The organism is Parafrankia sp. BMG5.11 (genome assembly GCF_004337455.1).
The window spans coordinates 26002-46090 of record NZ_SJXI01000014.1; the positions used below are offsets into that span (position 1 = coordinate 26002).

Below are 20089 nucleotides of genomic sequence, written 5' to 3' on the forward strand. Positions count from 1 at the left end.
CTATGGTCCGCCCAATAGGGGGTCGCAGCGAATGAACCGGTTAGTCTTGGGGGCCGTGCTGGCGCTCGTCCTCGTCGGAGTAGGCATGTTCTGGTGGCAGGGCAGGGCGCAGGTGGAGCAGGGCGCGCCGCCGCCGATGGCACAGCCGGTCAAGCCTGCCCCTGAGGACCTGCCGACCGATGCCGCCGCCGATCTGCGTGGTCCCGCTCCGCCCGAAGCGACCGAGTTGACCCGCGAGGAACAGCGTTTCTTCCGGTTCGATCGCAACCGGGACCGGCGGATCACCCGCAACGAAATGCTTTCGACCCGCAGCGCAGCGTTCCGCAAGCTCGACAAGAACGGCAACAACCTGCTTGATTTCGAGGAGTGGGCGGTCACCACCGTCCAGCGGTTCGAAGGGGCTGACCGCGATGGCGACCGCGAACTCGACATGGTGGAATTTGCCCGCACCGCGCCGAAACCAGCGCAGCGCAAGCCCGCCTGCCGCTGCTAGGCGGGCTCCACCGACCGTTCGCTGACCCACCGCGCAAGATCCGCCTTGGCGCGATCAGTGTAGGCTTCCTTACGGACCTTCTTGCGTACTTCGGACAGTGGCGGGAACAGCCCGAAATTGATGTTCATCGGCTGATAGGTCTCCGCCTCGGCATCACCCGTGATATGCGCCAGTAGCGCGCCGAGCGCGGTCGTGCGCGGCGGCGAGTTCCATTCGCGCCCGCCTATCTCAGCCGCAGCCATGATCCCCGCCATCAGGCCCACGGCGGCGCTTTCGACATACCCTTCGCAGCCGGTGATCTGACCGGCAAAGCGCACGTTCTCCGCGCCCTTCAGCCGAAGTTGGCGGTCGAGCACCATCGGCGAGTTGAGAAAGGTGTTGCGGTGGAGGCCGCCCAGCCTGGCAAACTCGGCGTTCTCCAGGCCGGGGATCGTACGAAACAGTCGCACCTGCTCGGCATGCTTCAGCTTGGTCTGGAAGCCGACCATGTTCCATAGGGTGCCGAGCTTGTTGTCCTGTCGCAGTTGCACCACCGCGTATGGCCAGCGGCCGTTCGGATGTTCGGCGGTGGCCCAGTGGGGGTTGTCCAACCCGACGGGCTTCATCGGCCCGAAGCGCAAGGTTTCCGGCCCACGCGATGCCATCACCTCGATCGGCATGCAGCCCTCGAAATAGGGGGTGTTTGCCTCCCACTCTCGGAATTCGGTCTTCTCCCCGTCGAGCAGACCTTGCACGAAAGCTTCGTACTGCTCGCGGTTCAGCGGGCAGTTGATGTAATCCTTGCCTCCCTTGTCCCAGCGCGCCGCCATCCAGCAAGTGTCCATATCAATGCTGTCGCGGTGAACGATCGGGGCGATGGCGTCGAAGAAGGCGAGGCTGTCCTGCCCGGTGGCTTGTGCGATACTGCTCGCCAGCGTGGCGGCGGTGAGGGGTCCGGTGGCGACGATGGCAGGGCCCGCCGCGGGCAACGCATCGATCCGCTCACGCACGATCTCCACGTTGGGCAGTGCGCCAAGCTCCCGTTCTACCGCGGCCGAAAACACGTCCCGATCTACCGCCATCGCAGATCCGGCCGGCACGCGGGCGACTTCGCCAGCACGCATCACCAGGCTGTCGAGCGCGCGCATCTCGTGGTGCAGCAGGCCAACCGCGTTCTTCTCGCTATCATCCGAGCGGAACGAGTTGGAGCAAACCAGCTCAGCCAAGCCATCGCCCTGATGCGCCGGGGTGCTGTCGCCCCCGCCGCGCATCTCCGACAACCGCACCCGCAAGCCGCGCCGGGCGAGCTGCCATGCCGCCTCGCTACCAGCCAGGCCGCCGCCGATTACGTGAATATCATGTGCCATCGCCCTGCCGCCTAGAGCTTGCACGGCATGGTGTTCAAGGGCAGTTGCACCGGACGGGGGTGAAGGATGGTGAAGCGCGCACTGATCGAGCATCGTCCGTGGCTATTTGCGGGCCTGGCGATGTCGATCGTGTTCTGGATGGTATCCGGAGGGCCGCTGGGCGGCATGTTCCAGATCGCGCTCAAGGGCGGATCGGTCGCCGCGCTGGCGGCTTACGCCCTATCGCGCACGTCGGCGCGGGACGGGCGAATGATCGCGGGGGTCATGGCGCTTGGCGCGGCAGGCGATGTCGGCATCGAGCTCAGCACCGTGGCCGGCGGCGCCTTCTTTCTTCTCGCGCACCTCGTGGCGATCACGCTTTATCTGCGCAATCGGCGGCCGGACCCGGCGGGATCGCAAAGGTTGGCTGCCGCAGCGCTGGCGATGGGCGTCCCCCTCGGCGCTTGGCTGCTGACCCACGATAGCCTGACAGTGATCTATGCGGTCGCACTGGGTTCAATGGCCGCAAGCGCGTGGCTTAGCCGGTTCAGCCGATACCGCGTGGGCGTCGGCGCCCTGCTGTTCGTGATCAGCGACTTGCTCATCTTCGCCAGGCTTGGCGGCGTGCTGCAGCAGTCGCTGACCAGTTGGTTCATCTGGCCGCTTTACTACGCCGCACAGCTACTGATCTGCACCGGCGTCGTTCAGGCAGTCCGGCGGGATCACCGGGCGTAAATTCCTGCATCAAAAACGGCGGCGCGGCTCTCGCGTCACCGCTATGTCCATCAGGCGCCGGTGATCACTCTCCGCCAGGCTCCCCGCTCATGTCGGCGTCGCTTTGGGGGGTGGTATCGGGCGTCGTCGTCGCTGCGCTTCGGCCCAGCATTTCTTCCACCACCGCTTCTTCGGCGGCATTCTCGGGTTCCGCTTCCTCGTCAATCAGCGCTGCACCGACGACGTGCTCGCCCTCGGCCACGTTGAAAATGCGCACGCCCGACGTACTGCGACCGACGATGCGGAAACCGCCGTCGCGGTCCAGCATGTGGCGGAGGTCGATCGAAGTCCGGATCAATTTCGCCTGGTCGGTCACCAACATCAGTTGCGAACCGTGGCGGACCGGGAAGGTCGCTACCACCGGACCATTGCGCCCGGGCTGCGAGTCGGGATCCGTGATGTTGGTCAGCCCCAAGCCGCCCCGGCCCGTACGCCGATACTCGTAAGCCGACGAGATCTTGCCAAAACCGTTAGCGGTGATGGTGAGCAGGAATTCCTCACCTTCCGCCATGGCCGCTGCCTTATCGGCTTCCAGGCCCAGCGGAGCCGGCGTGTCCTTCCATCGAGCCGAACGAATGTAGGCGTCCCGCACCTCGTAATCGGCTTCGCCTGCGTCGAGCACGGCAAGCGAGACAACCTTGCCGTCCCCCTTGAACGCCATTCCGCGCACACCGATGCCGGTCCGGCTCTTCGTTTCACGCGCATCCGTGGCGGCGAAGCGGATGGCCCGCCCTTCATCGCTGGCGAGAAAGATGTCCTGGCCTTCGGCTACCAGTGACACCCCGATCAAGCGGTCACCGCTGCCTTCGACAAAACCCATGGCGTATTTGCCGTTGGTCGGCACGTTGGCGAAGCAATCCATCGAATTGCGCCGGATCATCCCCTGTTCCGTCGCGAACACGATATGCAGCGACCCCCAGGCATTTTCATCCTCGGGCAGCGGCAGAACGTTCGTGACCTTCTCGTCGTCCGCCAGCGGCAGCAGGTTCACCATGGGGCGTCCCTTGGTCTGCGGTCCGCCTTCCGGCAACTTCCATACCTTGAGGCGATAGACCCGCCCCAGGCTGGTGAAGAACAGCACGGGATTATGAGTGCTGGTGACGAACATCTCGACCACCGCGTCTTCGTCCTTGGTCGCCATTCCGCTGCGGCCCTTGCCGCCGCGATGCTGCGCCCGGAACGTGGAGAGCGGGGTCCGCTTGATGTAGCCGCCATGCGTGACCGTCACGACCATCTCGTCGCGTTCGATCAGGTCCTCGTCCTCCAGCCCATCCCATGCAGGCGCGATCTCGCTGAGGCGCGGGGTGGCATAAAGATCACGGATTTCGGTCAGCTCGGCGCGCATAACCGCGTAGAGTTTCGCCCGGTCACCCAGAATTTCGAGGTAACCCTCGATCGCGGTCGCCAACTGCTTGAGCTCGTCGCCAATCTCGTCGCGGCCCAGCGCGGTGAGGCGGTGAAGCCGCAGTTCAAGGATCGCGCGAACCTGCCGCTCGGACATGCGGTACGTGCCGCCGTGTTCGTCCGCCGAGGGCTCGATCGCCTCGACCAGCGCGATGTACTGCGCGATGTCGCCGATCGGCCATTCCTTCGCGAGCAGCTTGGCCCGCGCATCCGCCGGGTTGCTGGAGCCGCGGATCATCGCCACGACCTCGTCCATGTTGGACACCGCGATCACCAGGCCGAGCAAGATATGCGCCCGTTCGCGCGCCTTGTTCAGTTCGAACTTCGTGCGCCGGGTGATCACCTCCTCGCGGAAGGTGATGAAGGCGCGCAGAATGTCCGCCAGGCCCAGCGTCTCGGGCCGGCCGCCGCGGATCGCCAGCATGTTGGCCGGGAAGCTCGCTTGCGCAGGTGTGTGCCGCCAGATCTGGTTCAGCACCACTTCGGGCGTGGCGTCCCGCTTCAGGTCGACGACCACCCGCACGCCTTGGCGGTTGGATTCGTCGCGGATGTCGGAAATGCCCTCGATCCGCTTGTCCTTGGCGGCTTCCGCCATCTTCTCGACCAGGCCGGACTTGCCGACCTGATAGGGGATCGAAGTGAAGACGATCGATTGCCGACCTTCGCCCTTGCCGCCGCGGCCAGTCTCCACCGTATGCCGCGCGCGCATCAGGATCGATCCGCGCCCGGTCATGTAGGCGTTGCGAGCACCGGATTGGCCCAGGATCAGCGGCGCGGTGGGAAAATCCGGACCGGGAATGATCGCCATCAACTCTTCGGGCGACAGCAGCGGGTTGTCGATCAGTGCCAGGCAGCCATCGATCACTTCGCCCAGATTGTGCGGCGGGATGTTGGTCGCCATGCCCACGGCGATGCCACCCGCGCCGTTGACCAGCAGGTTGGGAAAGCGCGCCGGCAGCACCGACGGCTCGCGCCGCGACCCGTCGTAATTCTCGACGAAATCGACGGTGTCCTTGTCGAGATCATCCAGCAAGCTGTTAGCGACCCGCGCCAGCCGCGCTTCGGTATAGCGCATCGACGCCGGGGGATCGGGGTCCATCGAGCCGAAGTTGCCCTGGCCGTCGATCAACGGCACCCGCAGCGACCAGGGCTGCACCATCCGCGCCAGCGCATCGTAGATCGCGCTGTCACCGTGCGGGTGATAGTTGCCCATCACGTCGCCGACGATCTTGGCGCTCTTGCGGTAAGGCCGTCCGGCGACGAAGCCGCCTTCGTTGCTGGCGAACAGGATGCGCCGATGCACCGGCTTCAGCCCATCGCGCACATCGGGCAGCGCGCGCGCGACGATCACGCTCATCGCGTAATCGAGATAGCTCGTCTTCATCTCATCGACGATGTCGATGCGGGCGTATTCACCCATCGGAGACGGGGCGGTCAGGGTTTCGGTATCGTCGCTCAATGTTTTCGTTTTCTTTGTGGCGCGCGCGACGGCGCTGCGGTTGAGCAAGCCTAGGGCAGGGGGTGGGAAACTGCCAGTTGCAACGTGTCTGCCGCGCCTGCGCGGGCGACCTTTTCCACATAAGAATGGCGCAACGGAACAGCAACCGCTGAGCGCTGGCTGACGCGCCTGTTCAAAGGCGGTTCACGGCTCATCAGCGAGAGAGTTTGCAATGTCGGGGAACAGGCGGCACTAGCCGCTCGCCTGGCAGCGCGGCCGGACAGGTGGCCGCAATACCACTCAATGGGAGACTACTGGATGTTCGTGTTTGCTCGTTCCGGCGCCTCGCGCCTGGTTCTTGCCGTTGCGCTCGCTTCCGGAGCAGCAGTGACTTTGGCCGCGCCTGCACAGGCCGCCAAGAAGCAGGAGGCGCCCGCCGCGCCAAAGGTCAACTATTCGAAGGCGTTCGTAGGCGCCTATCAGCCGTTCTCCGCCAAGGTGAACGCCGGCGGCGATCTCGCCCCGCTGAAGGCTGAACTGGCGGCTCTGCATGCCGCTGCCCAGACCCCTGACGACAAGTTCGCAGCCGGGCAGGTGACCTACAACCTGGGTGCGAAGCTCAAGGACATGGCGCTGCAGCGACAGGGCGTGGCCATGATGATCGGCAGCGGCAGCGCACAGGGTGCGGCCGACCGGTCGAAGCACCTCGCGGCCGCCGCGCAGCTCGCGTACCAGGACAAGGACTGGACTGCGGCACGGACGTTCGGCGAGCAGGCGATTGCCGCGGGCTACACCGAAGGCGAGCAGCTGATCGCCGAAACCTATTTCGCGCAGGATCAGAATGCCGCTGGCATCGATTACCTGGACAAGGCCATCGCCAAGAAGGTTGCTGCGGGCCAGACGGTCCCCGACACGTGGCTGAAGCGCGGTCTTGCGATGGCTTACGAGGCGAAACTCGCTCCACAAGCCGCGAAGTTCGCAGCGATGTATGCGCAGTACTATCCCTCGCAGACGAGCTGGGGGGATGCGATCGCGATCCAGCGCAATTTCAACAATTATGAGGGCCAGGAACTGCTCGACCTGCTCCGGCTTGCCCAGCGGACAAATGCCTTGCGCACGGAACGTGACTATGTCGACTATATCGAGGCTGTCGACGCGCGGCGTCTTCCGGGCGAAACTCAGCGGATCATCGAGGCTGGCGTCGCGGCCAACCTGCTCAAGCCCAATGACGTGTACGTGGCGGAAGCCCGGACGGTGGCCGCGGGACGCCTGAACGCCGATCTGGCCGACCTGCCGAAGCTGGCGCGTGACGCGCGTCTGCCCAGCGCCACCGGGGCAACGTTATCAGCTGCCGGCGATGCATTCCTGAGCTATCAGAAGCCGGCCGAAGCTGAGGAGTTCTACAAGCTCGCTTTGTCGAAGCCTGGCGTCGACACGGCCCGCATCCTGACCCGCCTGGGCATCGCTCAGCTCGATCAGGGCAAGACTGCCGAGGCCGAGGCGAATTTCGCCAAGGTGGAAGGTGCGCGTCAGGCAATCGCGCGGCTGTGGTCGCTCTACGCGAGCCAGGGCGCCAAGCCCGTTGCTGCCGCGCAGTAACCGCTCAGAAGGGCAGGCATGACGGGGGGTGCGGATCCGTGGGGGTCCGCACCCCTTTTTGTGCTCTTAGATCAGCGCAGGCGCTTGACCCACAGTTCGGCACCCTCGCGGCGCTCGACCTTGAAGTTGGGCAGATTGCGGAACATCGCCGACAGGCTGCTGAAGCCATAATTGCGCACATCGAAGCTTGAACGGTTTCCGGCGATCTGGCCGACCTGCTGGACGCGAGCCCAGCCTTCTTCGTCGCGCTTGGCCTCCTTGTAGGCCGCGCCGATCAATTCCATCAGTTCGGTGTCCGCGGTCAGGTTTTCCGCCGCGACGCTCTGGGTCGCAGCGCTGGGCACGGTCTCTTGCGCCTGCGAGGTCTTGATCAGCTGATCGACATCAATGAACCGTGTGCAGACCGACTTGAACGCCTGGGGGGTCTTCGTGCTGCCGAAGCCGTAGACCACGATGCCATCCTGCCGCAGTCGGGTGACGAGCGGCGTGAAATCGCTGTCGGAGCTCATGATGCCGAACCCGTCGACCTTGCCCTGATAAAGCAGGTCGATGGCGTCGATCGTCATCGCCATGTCGGTCGCGTTCTTGCCTTTAGACACGTCGAACTGCTGTTGCGGCCGGATGCCGTAACGGTTGGTGATCGTGTCCCACTTCGCCAGACCCTGCTTGGCGAAGTTGCCGTATGCGCGGCGAATGTTGACCTGGCCCAGTTCCGCCATGACGGTTAGCACGGGGTCGATCGCGGCCGGGGTGATGTTGTCCGCGTCGATCAGCAGGGCGATGTTCTTGAGATTCTCGTTCATGTCCATGCGCGGCTAGATGCGCGCAGCCCGGCCCTTAAGCAACCGGCTCGAACTCGCCGCTGTCCTCATCCAGCAGGTGCAGCAAGCCATCGGAGATCGCGAAGAACGCTCCACGCAGGCGGAGGCGGCCCTGCTTTTCCAGTTCAGCGACACAGGGAAACGTGCGCAGGTTGGCAAGGCTGACCTTGACCCCCGCTTGTTCCATCGCACGCTCTGCCTCCCGCCCTTCGGTGCCATGCTGCGCGACCACTTCCTCTCGCGCATCATCCAGCAGGTCGATCCAGTCAGCGATGAATCCGCCTTGGCCCGGTTCCGTCCCGTGCATGCTCTGCGTGAGGGCTGCCTTGCAACCGCCGCACATTCCATGGCCCATCACCACGATTTCGCGCACCTTGAGAAACTGGACTGCGAATTCCAGCGCGGCGGACACACCATGATGGCCTGGCGTAGTCTCAAACGGGGGGACCATCGCGGCGACATTGCGGACCACGAAGATCTCTCCAGGGGTAATGTCGAAAATCTGCGCCGGATCGACGCGGCTATCTGAACACGCGATCACCATCACCCGCGGTTCCTGAGCTTCGCTCAAGGCCGCCCACCGCTCCCGCCGCTGCGTCCAGCCGGTTTCCCGGAAGCGGCGATAGCCTTCGATAAGGCCGGCGAGTTCGATTGAAGGGGCATTGGTCATGCCGCGGCGATGCCGCACGGCCTTGCCGCTGACAAGCCCCGGCACTAAGTGGCGGGGCATGAACGATCTCGCGTCCGCGCCGCGCCCCTTACGAGAACGCAAGCCTGACTGGATTCGGGTGAAAGCGCCGGTGAGCAAAGGCTATCACGAGACACGCCAACTGATGCGCGACCTGTCGCTCAACACGGTGTGCGAAGAGGCGGCGTGTCCCAACATCGGCGAATGCTGGACGAAGAAGCACGCCACCGTGATGATCCTGGGCGATGTCTGCACCCGGGCCTGTGCGTTCTGCAACGTCAAGACGGGTATGCCGCGCACGGTCGATCCGCTGGAGCCCGAACACGTGGCAGCGGCGGCGGCCAAGCTGGGCCTGCAGCATATCGTCGTCACAAGCGTTGACCGCGACGATCTGGCCGACGGGGGCGCCTCTCAGTTCGTCAAGGTCATCGAGGCACTACGGCGCGAGACGCCTGGCACCACGATCGAGATCCTGACCCCCGATTTCCGCAACAAGATGCGCCCTGCGGTCGAGGCCATCTGCGCGGCTGGGCCCGACGTCTACAATCATAACCTGGAAACCGTCCCGCGGCTCTACCCTACGATCCGCCCAGGCGCGCGCTATTACGCATCGCTGCGCTTGCTCGAGGAAGTGAAGGCGCATGATCCGCTGATCTTCACCAAGTCGGGCGTCATGCTGGGGCTGGGCGAACAACGGCTGGAAGTGCATCAGGTGATGGACGACATGCGCTCCGCCGGGGTCGATTTCATCACCATGGGGCAATACCTGCAGCCCACTCCGCGCCATGCGAAGGTGGAGGAATTCGTCACTCCCAAGGCGTTTGTCGCCTACGGCGCGATCGGGAGGGCCAAGGGCTTCCTGCAGGTCGCCGCAAGCCCGCTGACCCGCTCAAGCTATCACGCCGGCGACGATTTCGCCGCGATGCGCGCGGCACGCGAAGCCAAGTTGGTCCGCCAGGGGGCCTGATGCCCGGAATCCACGAAGTCCGCCGGCTGCCATACAGCGCGGAGCAGATGTTCGATCTGGTCGCCGACGTGGGACGTTATGGCGAGTTTCTGCCGTGGGTAGTCGCCAGCCGCGTCCGATCGGATACCGACACCGAAATGGTCGCCGACATGTTGGTGGGATTCAAACACCTGCGCGAGAAGTTCACCTCGCGCGTGGTGAAGCAGCGTCCGCGTCATATTGAGGTGATCTATCTCGACGGGCCGATGAAAGATCTCGATAACCGCTGGTTGTTCACACCCACTCCGGACGGCGGCTGCGAAATCGACTTTTGCGTCGACTTCACCTTCCGCAGCAGCGTGTTCGAAGCACTCGCGGGGCAATATTTCGACCGCGCGTTCCGCAAGATGATGGCCGCTTTCGAATCGCGGGCCGACGACCTCTACGGCAGCAGCAGTTCCAGCGCCGCCAGCGTCGCCTGACGGCGAATCTCGCTCCGACCCAAGTCGCCGAAATCCCGCCGTTCGCCTTCCGGTTCGGCGTCGGCGTCCCGGCGCGCACGGGCGAACACCACGGTGCCGACCGGTTTCAATTCGGTCCCTCCGCCAGGTCCGGCGATGCCGCTGATCGCCACTGCGACGTCCGCGTCGCTGCGATCGATAGCACCCTGCGCCATGGCCCAGACGCAGGCGATCGATACCGCGCCGAACGTCTCGATGATGTCGCTCGGCACGCCGAGCAATTCCTGCTTGGCCTTGTTGGAATAGGTCACGAAGCCGCGGTCGAGCACGGCGGACGAGCCGGCGATTTCCGTCAGCGCGGCGGCGACCAAACCGCCGGTGCAGCTTTCCGCCACGGCCACCCGCCGCCCGGCAGCGGCATTTTCCTCGACGACCCGGCGCGCGAGCGCGACGATCTCGTCGGGCAGAAGGGCATCAACCACCCTTCGCCCCGTTCTTGTCGCCGCGATCGACCATCTCGAAGATGAACCCCGCGAGTCCGGCGATATTCTCCGGCGGAAGCGGGGCGAGCAGTTGCAGGCCGCGCTCGATATCGGGGCAATCGTCTGCTTTCAGTTCGGTGCCGACCATCGTGGTGATCATGGCATCGACGAACGGCTTAAGCGCGGAATCGGGCATCTGGGCGAACATGCCAGCCATATCGGCCTTTTCCTTCGCTCCCATCTCCAGCAGCGCCTGTCGCGCCGCCGGCCACGCGGAGTCCGCACCTTGAGCGAACCGCTGCTGCAGCGCCGCCCCGTTCGTCGCCAGATAACCGTTGGCCGACAGGCGCGAAGCACAGGTGGCACGCACTCCGGACAGCAGGTGCGGCAACGCATAGCGGACCGCCGCCTGGGCCGATTCCGGCTTGATCTGCGATTTGGCCGAAGCCACCTTCGCGGCGTGAGCACTGGCGGGCATCGCCAGTACTGCGAGAGCGGCCAACGCAGCGATCTTGTTCATCTCACAACCCTTTCAGATTCTAATCAGCGTGGCCGCAGCTTGTGCGGCAATACCTTCGCCGCGCCCCGTGAAGCCCAGCCGCTCCGTAGTGGTCGCCTTCACATTTACCGCGCCTGCATCCACCTGCACAAGGGCGCCGAGCGCTTGCTGCATGGCTTCGCGATGCGGCCCTATCTTGGGCGCTTCGCAGATCAACGTCAGGTCGATGTTGCCCACGCGGTAGCCGGCAGCGTGGACCAGCGACATCGCATGTTCGACAAAACGAGCCGAGCGGCATCCCCGCCACTGAGGATCGCTTGGCGGAAAATGCTGGCCAATATCACCCGCGCCGATCGCGCCCAGCAGTGCGTCGACAACTGCGTGCAGCCCGACATCGGCATCGCTGTGACCGGCAAGGCCGAAGTCGTGCTCGATCCGGACGCCGCACAGCCACAATTCCTCGCCGGGTTCCAGGCGATGGACATCATACCCGGTGCCCACCCGCACCGGCGCCGGCGCTTGGGCAAAGTCCTGCGCGAACGTCAGCTTCGCCAATGCTTCGTCTCCCTCGACCATCGCTACCTCTTCTCCCGCGGCGCGAAGGACCTGCGCATCATCGCCGGCATCGGGCAAGCCGGCCCACGCCCGGTGCGCTGCGCGGATCGCCTCGGTACGAAAACCCTGCGGCGTCTGCACCCGGCGCAGCGCGCTTCGGTCCGCTGGTTGCGTCATCAGCCCGTGCTTTTCGAACGCGAGGCTGTCGACCATTGGCAGGACGGGGATCGCGCCGGAATGCTTATCCAGCGCAGCCAGAACTCGCTCGATGACGGCGCGCGGAAGGACAGGCCGCGCAGCGTCGTGGATGAGCACGCGCTCCGCAGGGCCGATCGCCTCCAAAGCCAGGGCAACCGAGCGCTGCCGGGTCTCGCCGCCAGTCACCAACGTCACCGTCAGACCTGATAGAGCCTGTCGAGCTACATCGTCCGCACTTGCGGGTATTGCGACGACGACCGGCGACGCACCTGCGGCCAGCATCGCCTCTACCGAGTGACGAACGACGGGCTTGCCGCGCCATGCCGCGAATTGCTTTGGCATCGGCTGACCGGCCCGCAGGCCCTGGCCAGCGGCAACGACGATCGCGGCGAAGGAGGGGAGGGCAGTCACGCCGGCGGCGCTACCGCCTTGCGCGCAGGCCTTCAATCCACTACGCGCCTGCCCATAATTTAGGCACCTTATGTCCCAGCTTCCACCACCCCCCCCGTTGCGGCCGATCCAGGTCGGTCCAGTGACGATCGCCGAACCGGTCGTGCTGGCGCCGATGACCGGCGTCACGGACCTGCCGTTCCGCGCGCTCGTGCGCCGCTATGGCTCAGGGCTCAACGTCACCGAAATGATCGCGAGCGAGGCCGCCATCCGCGAAACGCGGCAGTCGGTGCAAAAGGCTGCGTGGGCACCGATCGAGGATCCGGTGTCGATGCAGCTTGTCGGCTGCGACCCAACGTCAATGGGCGAAGCCGCGAAACTGGCAGCGGACAAGGGCGCGGCGATCATCGATATCAATTTCGGCTGCCCCGTGCGCAAGGTGGTGGGTCAGTTCGCGGGCTCCGCCTTGATGCGCGAGATGCCACTGGCCATTCGGCTGATGGAAGCCTGCGTCAAGGCGGTGGACGTGCCGGTCACGGTCAAGATGCGGATGGGCTGGGATCACGACAGCCTCAATGCGCCGGAACTGGCTCGGATTGCGCAGGATCTCGGGGTGCAGATGGTCACGGTGCACGGTCGGACCCGGAACCAGATGTATAAGGGTTCGGCGGACTGGGCTTTCGTCCGCCAGGTGAAGGACGCGGTGACCATCCCGGTCTTAGTCAACGGCGACATCTGCACCATCGATGACGCCGCGCAAGCGCTCGGACAATCGGGCGCCGACGGCCTCATGATCGGTCGTGGAGCATACGGCAGGCCGTGGCTGCTCGGCCAGGTGATGCACTGGTGGCGCACCGGGCAGGCGCTGGCCGATCCCGCGATCGACGAACAATACGCCACGATGGTGGAGCATTATCGGGCGATGCTTGATCTGTACGGACCGGTGACGGGCGTGAAGATGGCTCGCAAGCACATCGGCTGGTACACCAAGGGGCTTCACGGCTCTGCCGAGTTCCGTAACAAGGTCAACTTCATCGACCAGGCGGAGCAGGTGCTGGGCGAGATCGACCGGTTTTATGAGCCGCTGTTGCTTCGGCAGGCGGCTTGAGCGAGCAGGGCGGAGACCCCGGTCCCGCCGTCCAGATCGCGGGGCTTGGCTTTGCGCTCGTGCTGCTCGATCCAGACATGCGCATCACCGAGGCGAACCCTGCGACCGAAGAGATGCTGGGCCGCAGCGCGCATCGCCTCGTGGGTCAGCCGTTGTTCGAAGTGGTCTCCATCGACGATCTACGGGTGACCGCGCATTCCCGTGAGGACGCGGCACCGCTGGTGGCGCGCGGGGTGACAATCCGTACCGGCGCAGTGGAACGCCGGGTGAACCTGACCATGTCGCCGCTACCGACCCACCCCGGCTGGAGGGTCGTTACCCTGTCCGATGCCGGGCAGGACGAAATGGCCGAACCCGGTCGCAAACCCGCCGGTTTGACCGCTCCGGCCGTTCTTGCGCATGAGATCAAGAACCCGCTCGCCGCCATTCGCGGCGCAGGTCAGCTGATCGCGCGCAAGCTCGACCCCAAGGACCGTCCGCTCGCCGATCTGATCGGCACCGAAGTCACCCGCATCGCTTCGTTGATCGACCGCATGCAGCGCATCGGCGCGCGCGGGGCGGAACCCAATGTCGCGCTGAACCTGCACGAGGCGGTGCGCAACGCCATCGCCACCGTTCGCGGAGCCGGGCTGGGCAGCGTCGAATTGATCGAGGAATTCGACCCCTCGCTTCCCCCGGTGCTCGCCAACCAGGGCGCCTTGGAGCAGGTGGTCATCAATCTGCTGGCCAACGCCCGCGATGCCTGCGCCGGGATCGACAGCGCACAGATTATCGTACGCACGCGTTACGTCAGTGGGCTGATCTTCAACGCCATCCGTCCCGGCCGCTCGGTCAGACTGCCGATCGAACTGACGATCACCGACAACGGCCCAGGCATTCCGCCCGAACTGCGCGACCACGTGTTCGAGCCCTTCGTCAGCAGCAAGAAGGGTGGGCAGGGTCTCGGCCTGGCGCTGGTCCATCGTCTGGTGCGCGACATGGAAGGGCGCGTAGCGCATGAGCGCGACGGCAAGGCAGGCCTCACGCACTTTCGCGTTCATCTGCCGGTGAGCAGGTAGGGGGAACACCGATGCACGGCACCATCCTGCTGGTCGAGGACGACACGGCGATCGCGACGGTGATCACCACTGCGCTGGAGGACGAGGGTTTTTCCGTCGACCGGACCGACTCCCTTGGGGGTCGGGACCGGTTACTTGAGCGTGGTGACTACCGGGTCATGCTGACTGACGTCGTGCTGACGGACGGCGACGGCATCGCCAGCCTGGCCCGGGTGAGACAGGCGCATCCCGATCTCCCAGTGATCGTGCTATCCGCCCAGAACACCCTCGACACCGCGATTCGCGCGACGGAAATCGCCGCATTCGAATACTTCCCCAAACCGTTCGACCTGGAAGAGCTCGTGCGTGCGGTGGTGCAGGCGGCGGGCGAACGGACCGAAGGGGTGACCGCTCCGGATGAACCCGCGGACGCCCTGCCGCTGGTCGGTCGCAGCCAGGCGATGCAGGGCGTGTATCGCATGATCACGCGCGTCCTGCGCAACGACCTGACGGTCCTGATCCTGGGCGCGTCCGGGACGGGTAAGGAATTGGTGGCCGAAGCAATCCACCAACTGGGCCATCGCCGTTCGGGGCCGTTCGTGGCGGTGAACGCCGCAGCGATTCCCCACGAACTGCTCGAAAGCGAACTGTTCGGGCACGAGAAGGGCGCCTTTACCGGCGCGATCAACCAGGCAATTGGCAAATTCGAGCAAGCCAACGGCGGCACGTTGTTCCTTGACGAGATCGGCGATATGCCCGTCTCCGCGCAGACCCGCTTGCTGCGAGCGCTACAATCGGGCCGCATCCGCCGGGTGGGCGGCCGGCAGGAGATCGGCGTCGACGTTCGTATCCTTGCGGCGACGAACCGCGATCTTGCGCCAATGATCGCCGCCGGCAGCTTCCGTGAAGACCTTTACTATCGCCTCGCCGTGGTGCCGATCGAATTGCCCCCGCTGCGGGATCGGACGGACGACATCGCCCCTCTGGCGCGTCACTTCCTGGGGCAGGCAGCGGCTGATGGACTGCCGCGACGGCGGGTCGATCAAAGCGGTGTCGCGGCCCTTGAGGCGCGGCCGTGGCGGGGCAACGTGCGCGAGCTGCGCAATGCGATCTACCGGCTCGCGCTGATGGCACGCGAGGATAAGATCGACGCGAACGCGGTCGAGACGGTCCTGGGGGAACGGGCCCCGCGGCCCGGGGAGCAGCAACCGGGGTTCGCAGGCGCCCTCGACCACTGGCTGCAACACGCCCGTCCGGCCGATGGGCGTTTGTACGACGCGGCAATCGCGGAGCTGGAGCGGCCGCTATTCGTCCATGCGCTGACGGTGACGGGCGGCAATCAGGTGCGCGCCGCCCGGCTGCTGGGCATTAATCGGAACACTCTGCGCAAACGCCTGACCGAACTCGACCTTGATCCGGAGATTTGCGCTCGTCGCGGCTGATGCGATTGGCATTTAGCCGAAAACTGCTTGCAAATCTGCAACAGTAGCGTTGTAGCAGAGCAACGAATGGCTTCTTCGCCGTCTCTTGCCACCGCCCCGCGCACAAGCGGTCGTAGCCCCCGCTGGTGGCGGAGGTTTGTCGTGACGAGCCGACGTGCGAACTTCTACCTGATCCTCGAGATCGTCGCCACGCTCACCTTCCTGCCGATGGTGTGGACGACGTGGTACACGTTCAGCGGACCGCCCACCGCGGGCGAATTGCTGCCGTCAAGACAGGTGGCCCTGCTGCTCATTGGCACCCTGGTGCCGGCGATGACACTGCTGGTGCTGCTCGGTCGGCGCCTGGCTCTCCGACGCGCGGATGGCGGCACGGCTCGGCTGCATGTGCGGCTCGTGTTCTTCTTTTCGCTGATCGCCGCGATTCCCACCCTGCTGGTAGTGGGGTTCGCCGCGATCCTATTCCAATCCGGCGTCGACTTCTGGTTTTCCGACAATTCGCGCGGGGTCATGCAGAACGCGAATGCCCTTGCGCGGGGGTATTACGAACAGAACCAGTTGCAGGTCGCCGACAACACCGTGTCGATGGCCAATGTGATGCAGTATTACCTGCAGCAGTATCCGCTTACCGACCCCGCGCTGACCGAGATTTACGGCACCCAGGTCAAGCAACTGGAACTCAACGAGTCCGCGATCCTTCAGCAGATCCCCGACGGCTCGTTCCGCATCGCGGCTTTCAGCAACATCAGTTCGGATAACCGCGTTACGAAGGTCGCAGCCGCAGCCTTGCCGGTGCTCAAGGCCGGCGATCCGATCTATGTCGCAGGCAATGCCGTGCGGATCGAGGCGGTCGCCGCGATCGACTTGAAGTCCGGCGTCTTCCTTTACGCCGCGCGCAATACCGAGGCGACGAGTTTCAGCCAGTGGTCCCGCGCCCAGTCGGTCGTCGCATCCTACGACATCCTGGCCAAACGAGCGCGCGCGCTGCAGTTGCGGTTCAACGTCACGTTGTTCTTCGTCAGCCTGGCGCTTGTCGGCCTAGCCGTATGGTTCGCGCTGCGCTTTGCCGACCGGCAGGTGAAGCCATTGACGGAACTCGTCTCGGCGTCCCGTCAGGTCGGCGCAGGCAACTTCAAGGTACGCGTGGAAGGTCGTACCGGCCCCGATGAAATCGGCATGCTCAATCGCGCATTCAACCGCATGGCTGGTCAAATCGAGCAGCAGACCGCCGCTCTACTCGGAGCCAATCACCAGCTTGAAGAGCGACGGGCGTTCATTGAGGCGGTGGTGGAATCCATCTCGGCCGGGATCGTCACGGTCGACCGCGACGGGCGCGTGCTGCTGATGAACAGTTCGGCGCAGGAGCTGTTGCTGGGGGAGAAAGGGCCGGTGCCCGCCGGCCTCATGCTCACCAGCATCGCGCCGCAGTTCGGCTCGGTGAACGATGGCAGCCTGACCGGCGGGATCGTCAACTGGACCAAGAGCGGCGAGCTTTTGACGCTGGCGGTCAAGGTCGGCGATGCGCCCGATGGCCGGGTGATCACGTTCGAGGATATAACCCGCCAGATTCTCGATCAGCGGCAGGCTGCTTGGTCCGACGTCGCCCGCCGGATCGCGCATGAGATCAAGAACCCGTTGACCCCGATCCAGCTGGCGACCGAGCGTTTGAAGCGGCGCTATCGCAAGCAGATCCTCCAGGATGGCGAACTGTTCGATGAACTCACCAACACGATCGTGCGCCAGGTCGGCGACCTCAGGAAGATGGTCGACGAGTTCTCCAGTTTCGCCCGGCTGCCGAAGCCGGTGTTCCGCCCGGAAGACGGTTACGACCTGGTCAAGCAGGCGCTGTTTCTGCAGGAAGTGGCGCATCCTGAAATCGACTTCCGCCTGACCTCGGGCAGCGAAGGCGGGGTCCCGCTCGCGTGTGATCGCCACCAGTTCGGACAGGCGATGACCAATGTCCTGAAGAACGCGGTCGAGGCGATCGAAACCCGCTCACGCGGCGCCGAGCCCGATTACCGCGGCCAGATCGGGGTTGCTCTTCAAAGCACGGGAGAGGCCCTGACGGTCATCGTCACGGATAACGGTGTGGGCTTGCCGCAGGATCGTGAGCGGATCGTCGAACCGTATGTGACAACGCGCGAGAAGGGCACCGGGCTCGGCCTCGCCATCGTCAACAAGATCGTCGAGGAGCACGGCGGCGAAATGACTTTCGCAGGCGCACCGGGCGGGGGAACCCGGGTGTCCTTGCGTTTCGCGCGCAACCCGCTGGCCGCAGGAACGGTGGCGGCCGAATGAAATCTGGCAAGGATCATCCCTAAGATGGCACTCGATATTCTGATCGTCGACGACGAGCGCGACATTCGCGAACTGGTCGCAGGCGTCCTCAGCGACGAAGGTTACGAGTGCCGCACCGCCGGCGACAGCACGTCCGCGCTGGCCGCGGTCGACTTGCGCCGACCGAGCCTCGTGCTGCTCGACGTGTGGCTCCACGGCAGCCCGATGGACGGGCTCGAAGTGCTCGACGAGATCAAGAAGCGGGAGCCGGAATTGCCGGTCATCATCTTCTCCGGTCACGGCAACATCGACACCGCGGTCTCCGCCGTCGGACGCGGGGCGATGGACTTCATCGAGAAGCCGTTCGAGGCGGAGAAGCTGCTCCTGCTGGTGCAGCGGGCTACCGAAACCGAGCGGCTGCGGCGCGAGAACACGCGGCTGCGCGAGGGCTTCGCTCGCGGAGAGGAATTCACCGGCAACTCGGCTGCGATCAATGCCGTTCGGGCGACGTTGAAACGGGTCGCGACCACCGGCAGCCGCGTAATGATCAGCGGGCCAGGCGGATCGGGCAAGGAAGTGGCGGCGCGACTGCTGCATTCCTGGAGCGGACGGGCGGACAATGCCTTCGTCATCGTCAATTCCGCACGCATCACGCCCGAGCGGTTCGAACAGGAACTGTTCGGCGAGGAGGCCGATGGCAAGCTGCTGCGCCCCGGCCTGCTCGAACTTGCGGACGGCGGTACGCTCTACCTCGATGAGGTGGCCGACATGCCGTTGTCGACTCAGGCACGCATCCTCCGGGTGCTCACCGAGCAAAGTTTCGTCCGGGTCGGCGGAACTCGCCAGATCGCGGTCGATGTTCGAGTGGTTTCGTCAACTTCTCGCGACCTCGCCGGGGAAATCGAGGAAAAGAACTTCCGCGAAGATCTTTTCTATCGGCTCAACGTGGTGCCAGTCGCGATCCCTTCGCTGGCCGAGCGGCGCGACGACATCCCGTCGCTGGCCGAGCACTTCTTCACTCGTTACGCCGCTGAGCAGGGCATCCCGCCGCCCGACATCTCCGAAGACGCGATCGCCGCGCTGCAGGCGTACGACTGGCCGGGCAACGTGCGCCAGCTGCGCAACGTGGTGGAGCGGACGATCATTCTCACCCCGCGTGAGCGGCTTGCGACCGTGGAGGCTGACATGCTGCCCAGCGAAGTCGCCGGAGGCCGCGCTGGCGGGGGAGGGGGCGTCACGGCCATGATGGGCGTGCCTTTGCGCGAAGCACGGGAGAGCTTTGAGCGCGAGTACCTGACGATCCAGATCCGCAGGTTCTCCGGCAACATTTCCAAGACAGCGAGCTTTATCGGCATGGAGCGTTCGGCGCTCCACCGGAAGCTCAAGCTTCTTGGCATGGTAGACCGGCGCGAAGATGAAGAATAGCTAGCGGTCGAATAGTCGCAAGCAATGCGGAACGGGCCTGATGCAAAAGCATTTGCGAATCAGGTTGGACGCCCCATAATTGTTCGCGATGCCCGGTGCGCGATTGCCAGATCGTGCGCCAGATCGCGGATCGTCTTGAAAGGGCGGCCGCCAATAATGCACACGGAGACCGCTCAAGTGTCCACATCTCGCACGCTGTCGGCGCGCCCCAAGTCGGCCACGGAGCCGGAGACCGCTCCGCCTTCGTCGGGCAAGCAGCAGAGCTTGCAGGACGCCTTCCTCAACCTGCTGCGCAGATCCAAAATTCCTGTGACGATGTTCCTGGTAAAGGGCGTGAAGCTGCAGGGTATCGTCACCTGGTTCGACAATTTTTCGATCCTGCTGCGGCGCGATGGTCAATCGCAGCTGGTCTACAAACACGCGGTTTCCACTATCATGCCCGGCCAGCCGGTCGATGCGGCACAGTTCGCCAGCCAGGGTTCAAATGCCAGACAGCGGCTGCTGCAGGACGTGTTCCTCAGCCGCGTACGCGAGGCAGAGGTCCAGGTAACGATGTTCCTGGTCAACGGCGTGATGCTGCAGGGCAGGATCGCAGCGTACGACTTGTTCTGCATGTTGCTGGAGCGCGACGGCTTCGTACAGTTGGCCTACAAGCACGCCGTCTCGACGATCCAACCCGCAACCGCGGTGGACTTGAGCGACGATTTTGAAGGTGATGAAGACTGAGTTT

18 protein-coding genes are annotated in these 20089 nt (G+C 64.7%); 11 read left to right on the forward strand and 7 right to left on the reverse strand.

Features of this window, described 5'->3' with window-relative positions; genetic code table 11:
• Positions 1-31: 31 nt before the first annotated feature.
• Positions 32-493 (forward strand): hypothetical protein, encoded by a 462-nt coding sequence (locus E0504_RS08730; protein ID WP_131623145.1) that lies wholly within the window; start codon positions 32-34, stop codon positions 491-493.
• Here the strand turns inward: E0504_RS08730 and trmFO are convergent.
• Complete coding sequence (trmFO, locus tag E0504_RS08735) at positions 490-1839, reverse strand: methylenetetrahydrofolate--tRNA-(uracil(54)-C(5))-methyltransferase (FADH(2)-oxidizing) TrmFO (protein ID WP_131623147.1); 1350 nt, start codon at positions 1837-1839, stop codon at positions 490-492. The two genes, E0504_RS08730 and trmFO, sit on opposite strands and share 4 nt — an antisense overlap.
• A gap of 66 nt (positions 1840-1905) precedes the next feature.
• Between trmFO and E0504_RS08740 the strand changes: the two genes are divergently transcribed.
• Positions 1906-2553: a lysoplasmalogenase gene (locus E0504_RS08740; RefSeq protein ID WP_131623149.1), complete on the forward strand. Its 648-nt coding sequence runs from the start codon at positions 1906-1908 to the stop codon at positions 2551-2553.
• 64 nt (positions 2554-2617) lie between these two features.
• Here the strand turns inward: E0504_RS08740 and gyrA are convergent, their stop codons facing one another.
• On the reverse strand, positions 2618-5455 hold the full coding sequence (gyrA, locus tag E0504_RS08745; RefSeq protein ID WP_131623151.1) for a DNA gyrase subunit A: 2838 nt from the start codon (positions 5453-5455) through the stop codon (positions 2618-2620).
• A 297-nt stretch (positions 5456-5752) separates the two neighbouring features.
• On the opposite strand from gyrA, the gene E0504_RS08750 reads away from it, so the two are divergent.
• Positions 5753-7033 carry a hypothetical protein gene (locus E0504_RS08750; RefSeq protein ID WP_131623153.1) on the forward strand — a complete coding sequence of 427 codons (1281 nt, stop codon included), beginning with the start codon at positions 5753-5755 and terminating at the stop codon, positions 7031-7033.
• A gap of 71 nt (positions 7034-7104) precedes the next feature.
• Here E0504_RS08750 and E0504_RS08755 read toward each other — a convergent pair whose 3' ends face one another.
• Together E0504_RS08755 and E0504_RS08760 are read right to left on the reverse strand one after the other, a co-directional pair.
• On the reverse strand, positions 7105-7836 hold the full coding sequence (locus E0504_RS08755) for an NYN domain-containing protein (protein ID WP_131623885.1): 732 nt from the start codon (positions 7834-7836) through the stop codon (positions 7105-7107).
• 34 nt (positions 7837-7870) lie between these two features.
• Positions 7871-8524 (reverse strand): carbonic anhydrase, encoded by a 654-nt coding sequence (locus tag E0504_RS08760; protein ID WP_131623887.1) that lies wholly within the window; start codon positions 8522-8524, stop codon positions 7871-7873.
• Positions 8525-8582: 58 nt separating this feature from the next.
• Between E0504_RS08760 and lipA the strand changes: the two genes are divergently transcribed.
• A complete protein-coding gene (gene lipA, locus E0504_RS08765) occupies positions 8583-9509 on the forward strand; it encodes a lipoyl synthase (protein ID WP_131623155.1) in 927 nt (308 codons plus the stop codon).
• Entirely contained in the window at positions 9509-9970 is a 462-nt protein-coding gene (locus tag E0504_RS08770) for a type II toxin-antitoxin system RatA family toxin (protein WP_131623157.1), read from the forward strand. The genes lipA and E0504_RS08770 overlap by 1 nt, the downstream gene beginning before the upstream one ends.
• Here E0504_RS08770 and E0504_RS08775 read toward each other — a convergent pair.
• From E0504_RS08775 to E0504_RS08785, 3 genes are read right to left on the reverse strand one after another with little or no spacing between them, the layout of a single operon-like run.
• The gene (locus tag E0504_RS08775) at positions 9931-10431 is read right to left on the reverse strand and encodes a CinA family protein (protein ID WP_131623159.1); all 501 of its coding nucleotides are present in this window, start codon (positions 10429-10431) and stop codon (positions 9931-9933) included. The genes E0504_RS08770 and E0504_RS08775 overlap by 40 nt on opposite strands.
• Positions 10424-10951: a hypothetical protein gene (locus E0504_RS08780; protein ID WP_131623161.1), complete on the reverse strand. Its 528-nt coding sequence runs from the start codon at positions 10949-10951 to the stop codon at positions 10424-10426. The genes E0504_RS08775 and E0504_RS08780 overlap by 8 nt, the downstream gene beginning before the upstream one ends.
• 12 nt (positions 10952-10963) lie before the next feature.
• Positions 10964-12094, reverse strand: coding sequence for a bifunctional 2-C-methyl-D-erythritol 4-phosphate cytidylyltransferase/2-C-methyl-D-erythritol 2,4-cyclodiphosphate synthase (locus E0504_RS08785; protein WP_131623890.1), 1131 nt, complete (start codon positions 12092-12094; stop codon positions 10964-10966).
• Positions 12095-12164: 70 nt separating this feature from the next.
• Between E0504_RS08785 and dusB the strand changes: the two genes are divergently transcribed.
• The 6 genes from dusB to hfq all read left to right on the forward strand — a co-directional run bounded on the left by dusB (position 12165) and on the right by hfq (position 20085).
• Complete coding sequence (gene dusB / locus E0504_RS08790) at positions 12165-13181, forward strand: tRNA dihydrouridine synthase DusB (RefSeq protein ID WP_131623163.1); 1017 nt, start codon at positions 12165-12167, stop codon at positions 13179-13181.
• Positions 13178-14239 (forward strand): nitrogen regulation protein NR(II), encoded by a 1062-nt coding sequence (locus tag E0504_RS08795; protein ID WP_207912378.1) that lies wholly within the window; start codon positions 13178-13180, stop codon positions 14237-14239. The genes dusB and E0504_RS08795 overlap by 4 nt, the downstream gene beginning before the upstream one ends.
• A gap of 11 nt (positions 14240-14250) precedes the next feature.
• A complete protein-coding gene (locus tag E0504_RS08800; RefSeq protein ID WP_131623165.1) occupies positions 14251-15660 on the forward strand; it encodes a sigma-54 dependent transcriptional regulator in 1410 nt (469 codons plus the stop codon).
• Between the two features lie 141 nt (positions 15661-15801).
• The gene (locus tag E0504_RS08805) at positions 15802-17955 is read left to right on the forward strand and encodes an ATP-binding protein (RefSeq protein WP_207912379.1); all 2154 of its coding nucleotides are present in this window, start codon (positions 15802-15804) and stop codon (positions 17953-17955) included.
• A 24-nt stretch (positions 17956-17979) separates the two neighbouring features.
• Positions 17980-19359 carry a sigma-54 dependent transcriptional regulator gene (locus E0504_RS08810; protein ID WP_131623169.1) on the forward strand — a complete coding sequence of 460 codons (1380 nt, stop codon included), beginning with the start codon at positions 17980-17982 and terminating at the stop codon, positions 19357-19359.
• A 177-nt stretch (positions 19360-19536) separates the two neighbouring features.
• Complete coding sequence (gene hfq, locus E0504_RS08815) at positions 19537-20085, forward strand: RNA chaperone Hfq (RefSeq protein WP_143252118.1); 549 nt, start codon at positions 19537-19539, stop codon at positions 20083-20085.
• Positions 20086-20089: the final 4 nt, after the last annotated feature.

Coding starts and splice junctions, on each gene's coding strand:
- lipA (WP_131623155.1), top strand. CDS start 8,583: ATGAACGATCTCGCGTCCGCGCCGCGCCCCTTACGAGAACGCAAGCCT.
- E0504_RS08730 (WP_131623145.1), top strand. CDS start 32: ATGAACCGGTTAGTCTTGGGGGCCGTGCTGGCGCTCGTCCTCGTCGGA.
- trmFO (WP_131623147.1), bottom strand. CDS start 1,839: ATGGCACATGATATTCACGTAATCGGCGGCGGCCTGGCTGGTAGCGAG.
- E0504_RS08810 (WP_131623169.1), top strand. CDS start 17,980: ATGGCACTCGATATTCTGATCGTCGACGACGAGCGCGACATTCGCGAA.
- E0504_RS08740 (WP_131623149.1), top strand. CDS start 1,906: ATGGTGAAGCGCGCACTGATCGAGCATCGTCCGTGGCTATTTGCGGGC.
- dusB (WP_131623163.1), top strand. CDS start 12,165: ATGTCCCAGCTTCCACCACCCCCCCCGTTGCGGCCGATCCAGGTCGGT.
- E0504_RS08750 (WP_131623153.1), top strand. CDS start 5,753: ATGTTCGTGTTTGCTCGTTCCGGCGCCTCGCGCCTGGTTCTTGCCGTT.
- E0504_RS08800 (WP_131623165.1), top strand. CDS start 14,251: ATGCACGGCACCATCCTGCTGGTCGAGGACGACACGGCGATCGCGACG.
- E0504_RS08760 (WP_131623887.1), bottom strand. CDS start 8,524: ATGACCAATGCCCCTTCAATCGAACTCGCCGGCCTTATCGAAGGCTAT.
- E0504_RS08780 (WP_131623161.1), bottom strand. CDS start 10,951: ATGAACAAGATCGCTGCGTTGGCCGCTCTCGCAGTACTGGCGATGCCC.
- E0504_RS08755 (WP_131623885.1), bottom strand. CDS start 7,836: ATGAACGAGAATCTCAAGAACATCGCCCTGCTGATCGACGCGGACAAC.
- E0504_RS08770 (WP_131623157.1), top strand. CDS start 9,509: ATGCCCGGAATCCACGAAGTCCGCCGGCTGCCATACAGCGCGGAGCAG.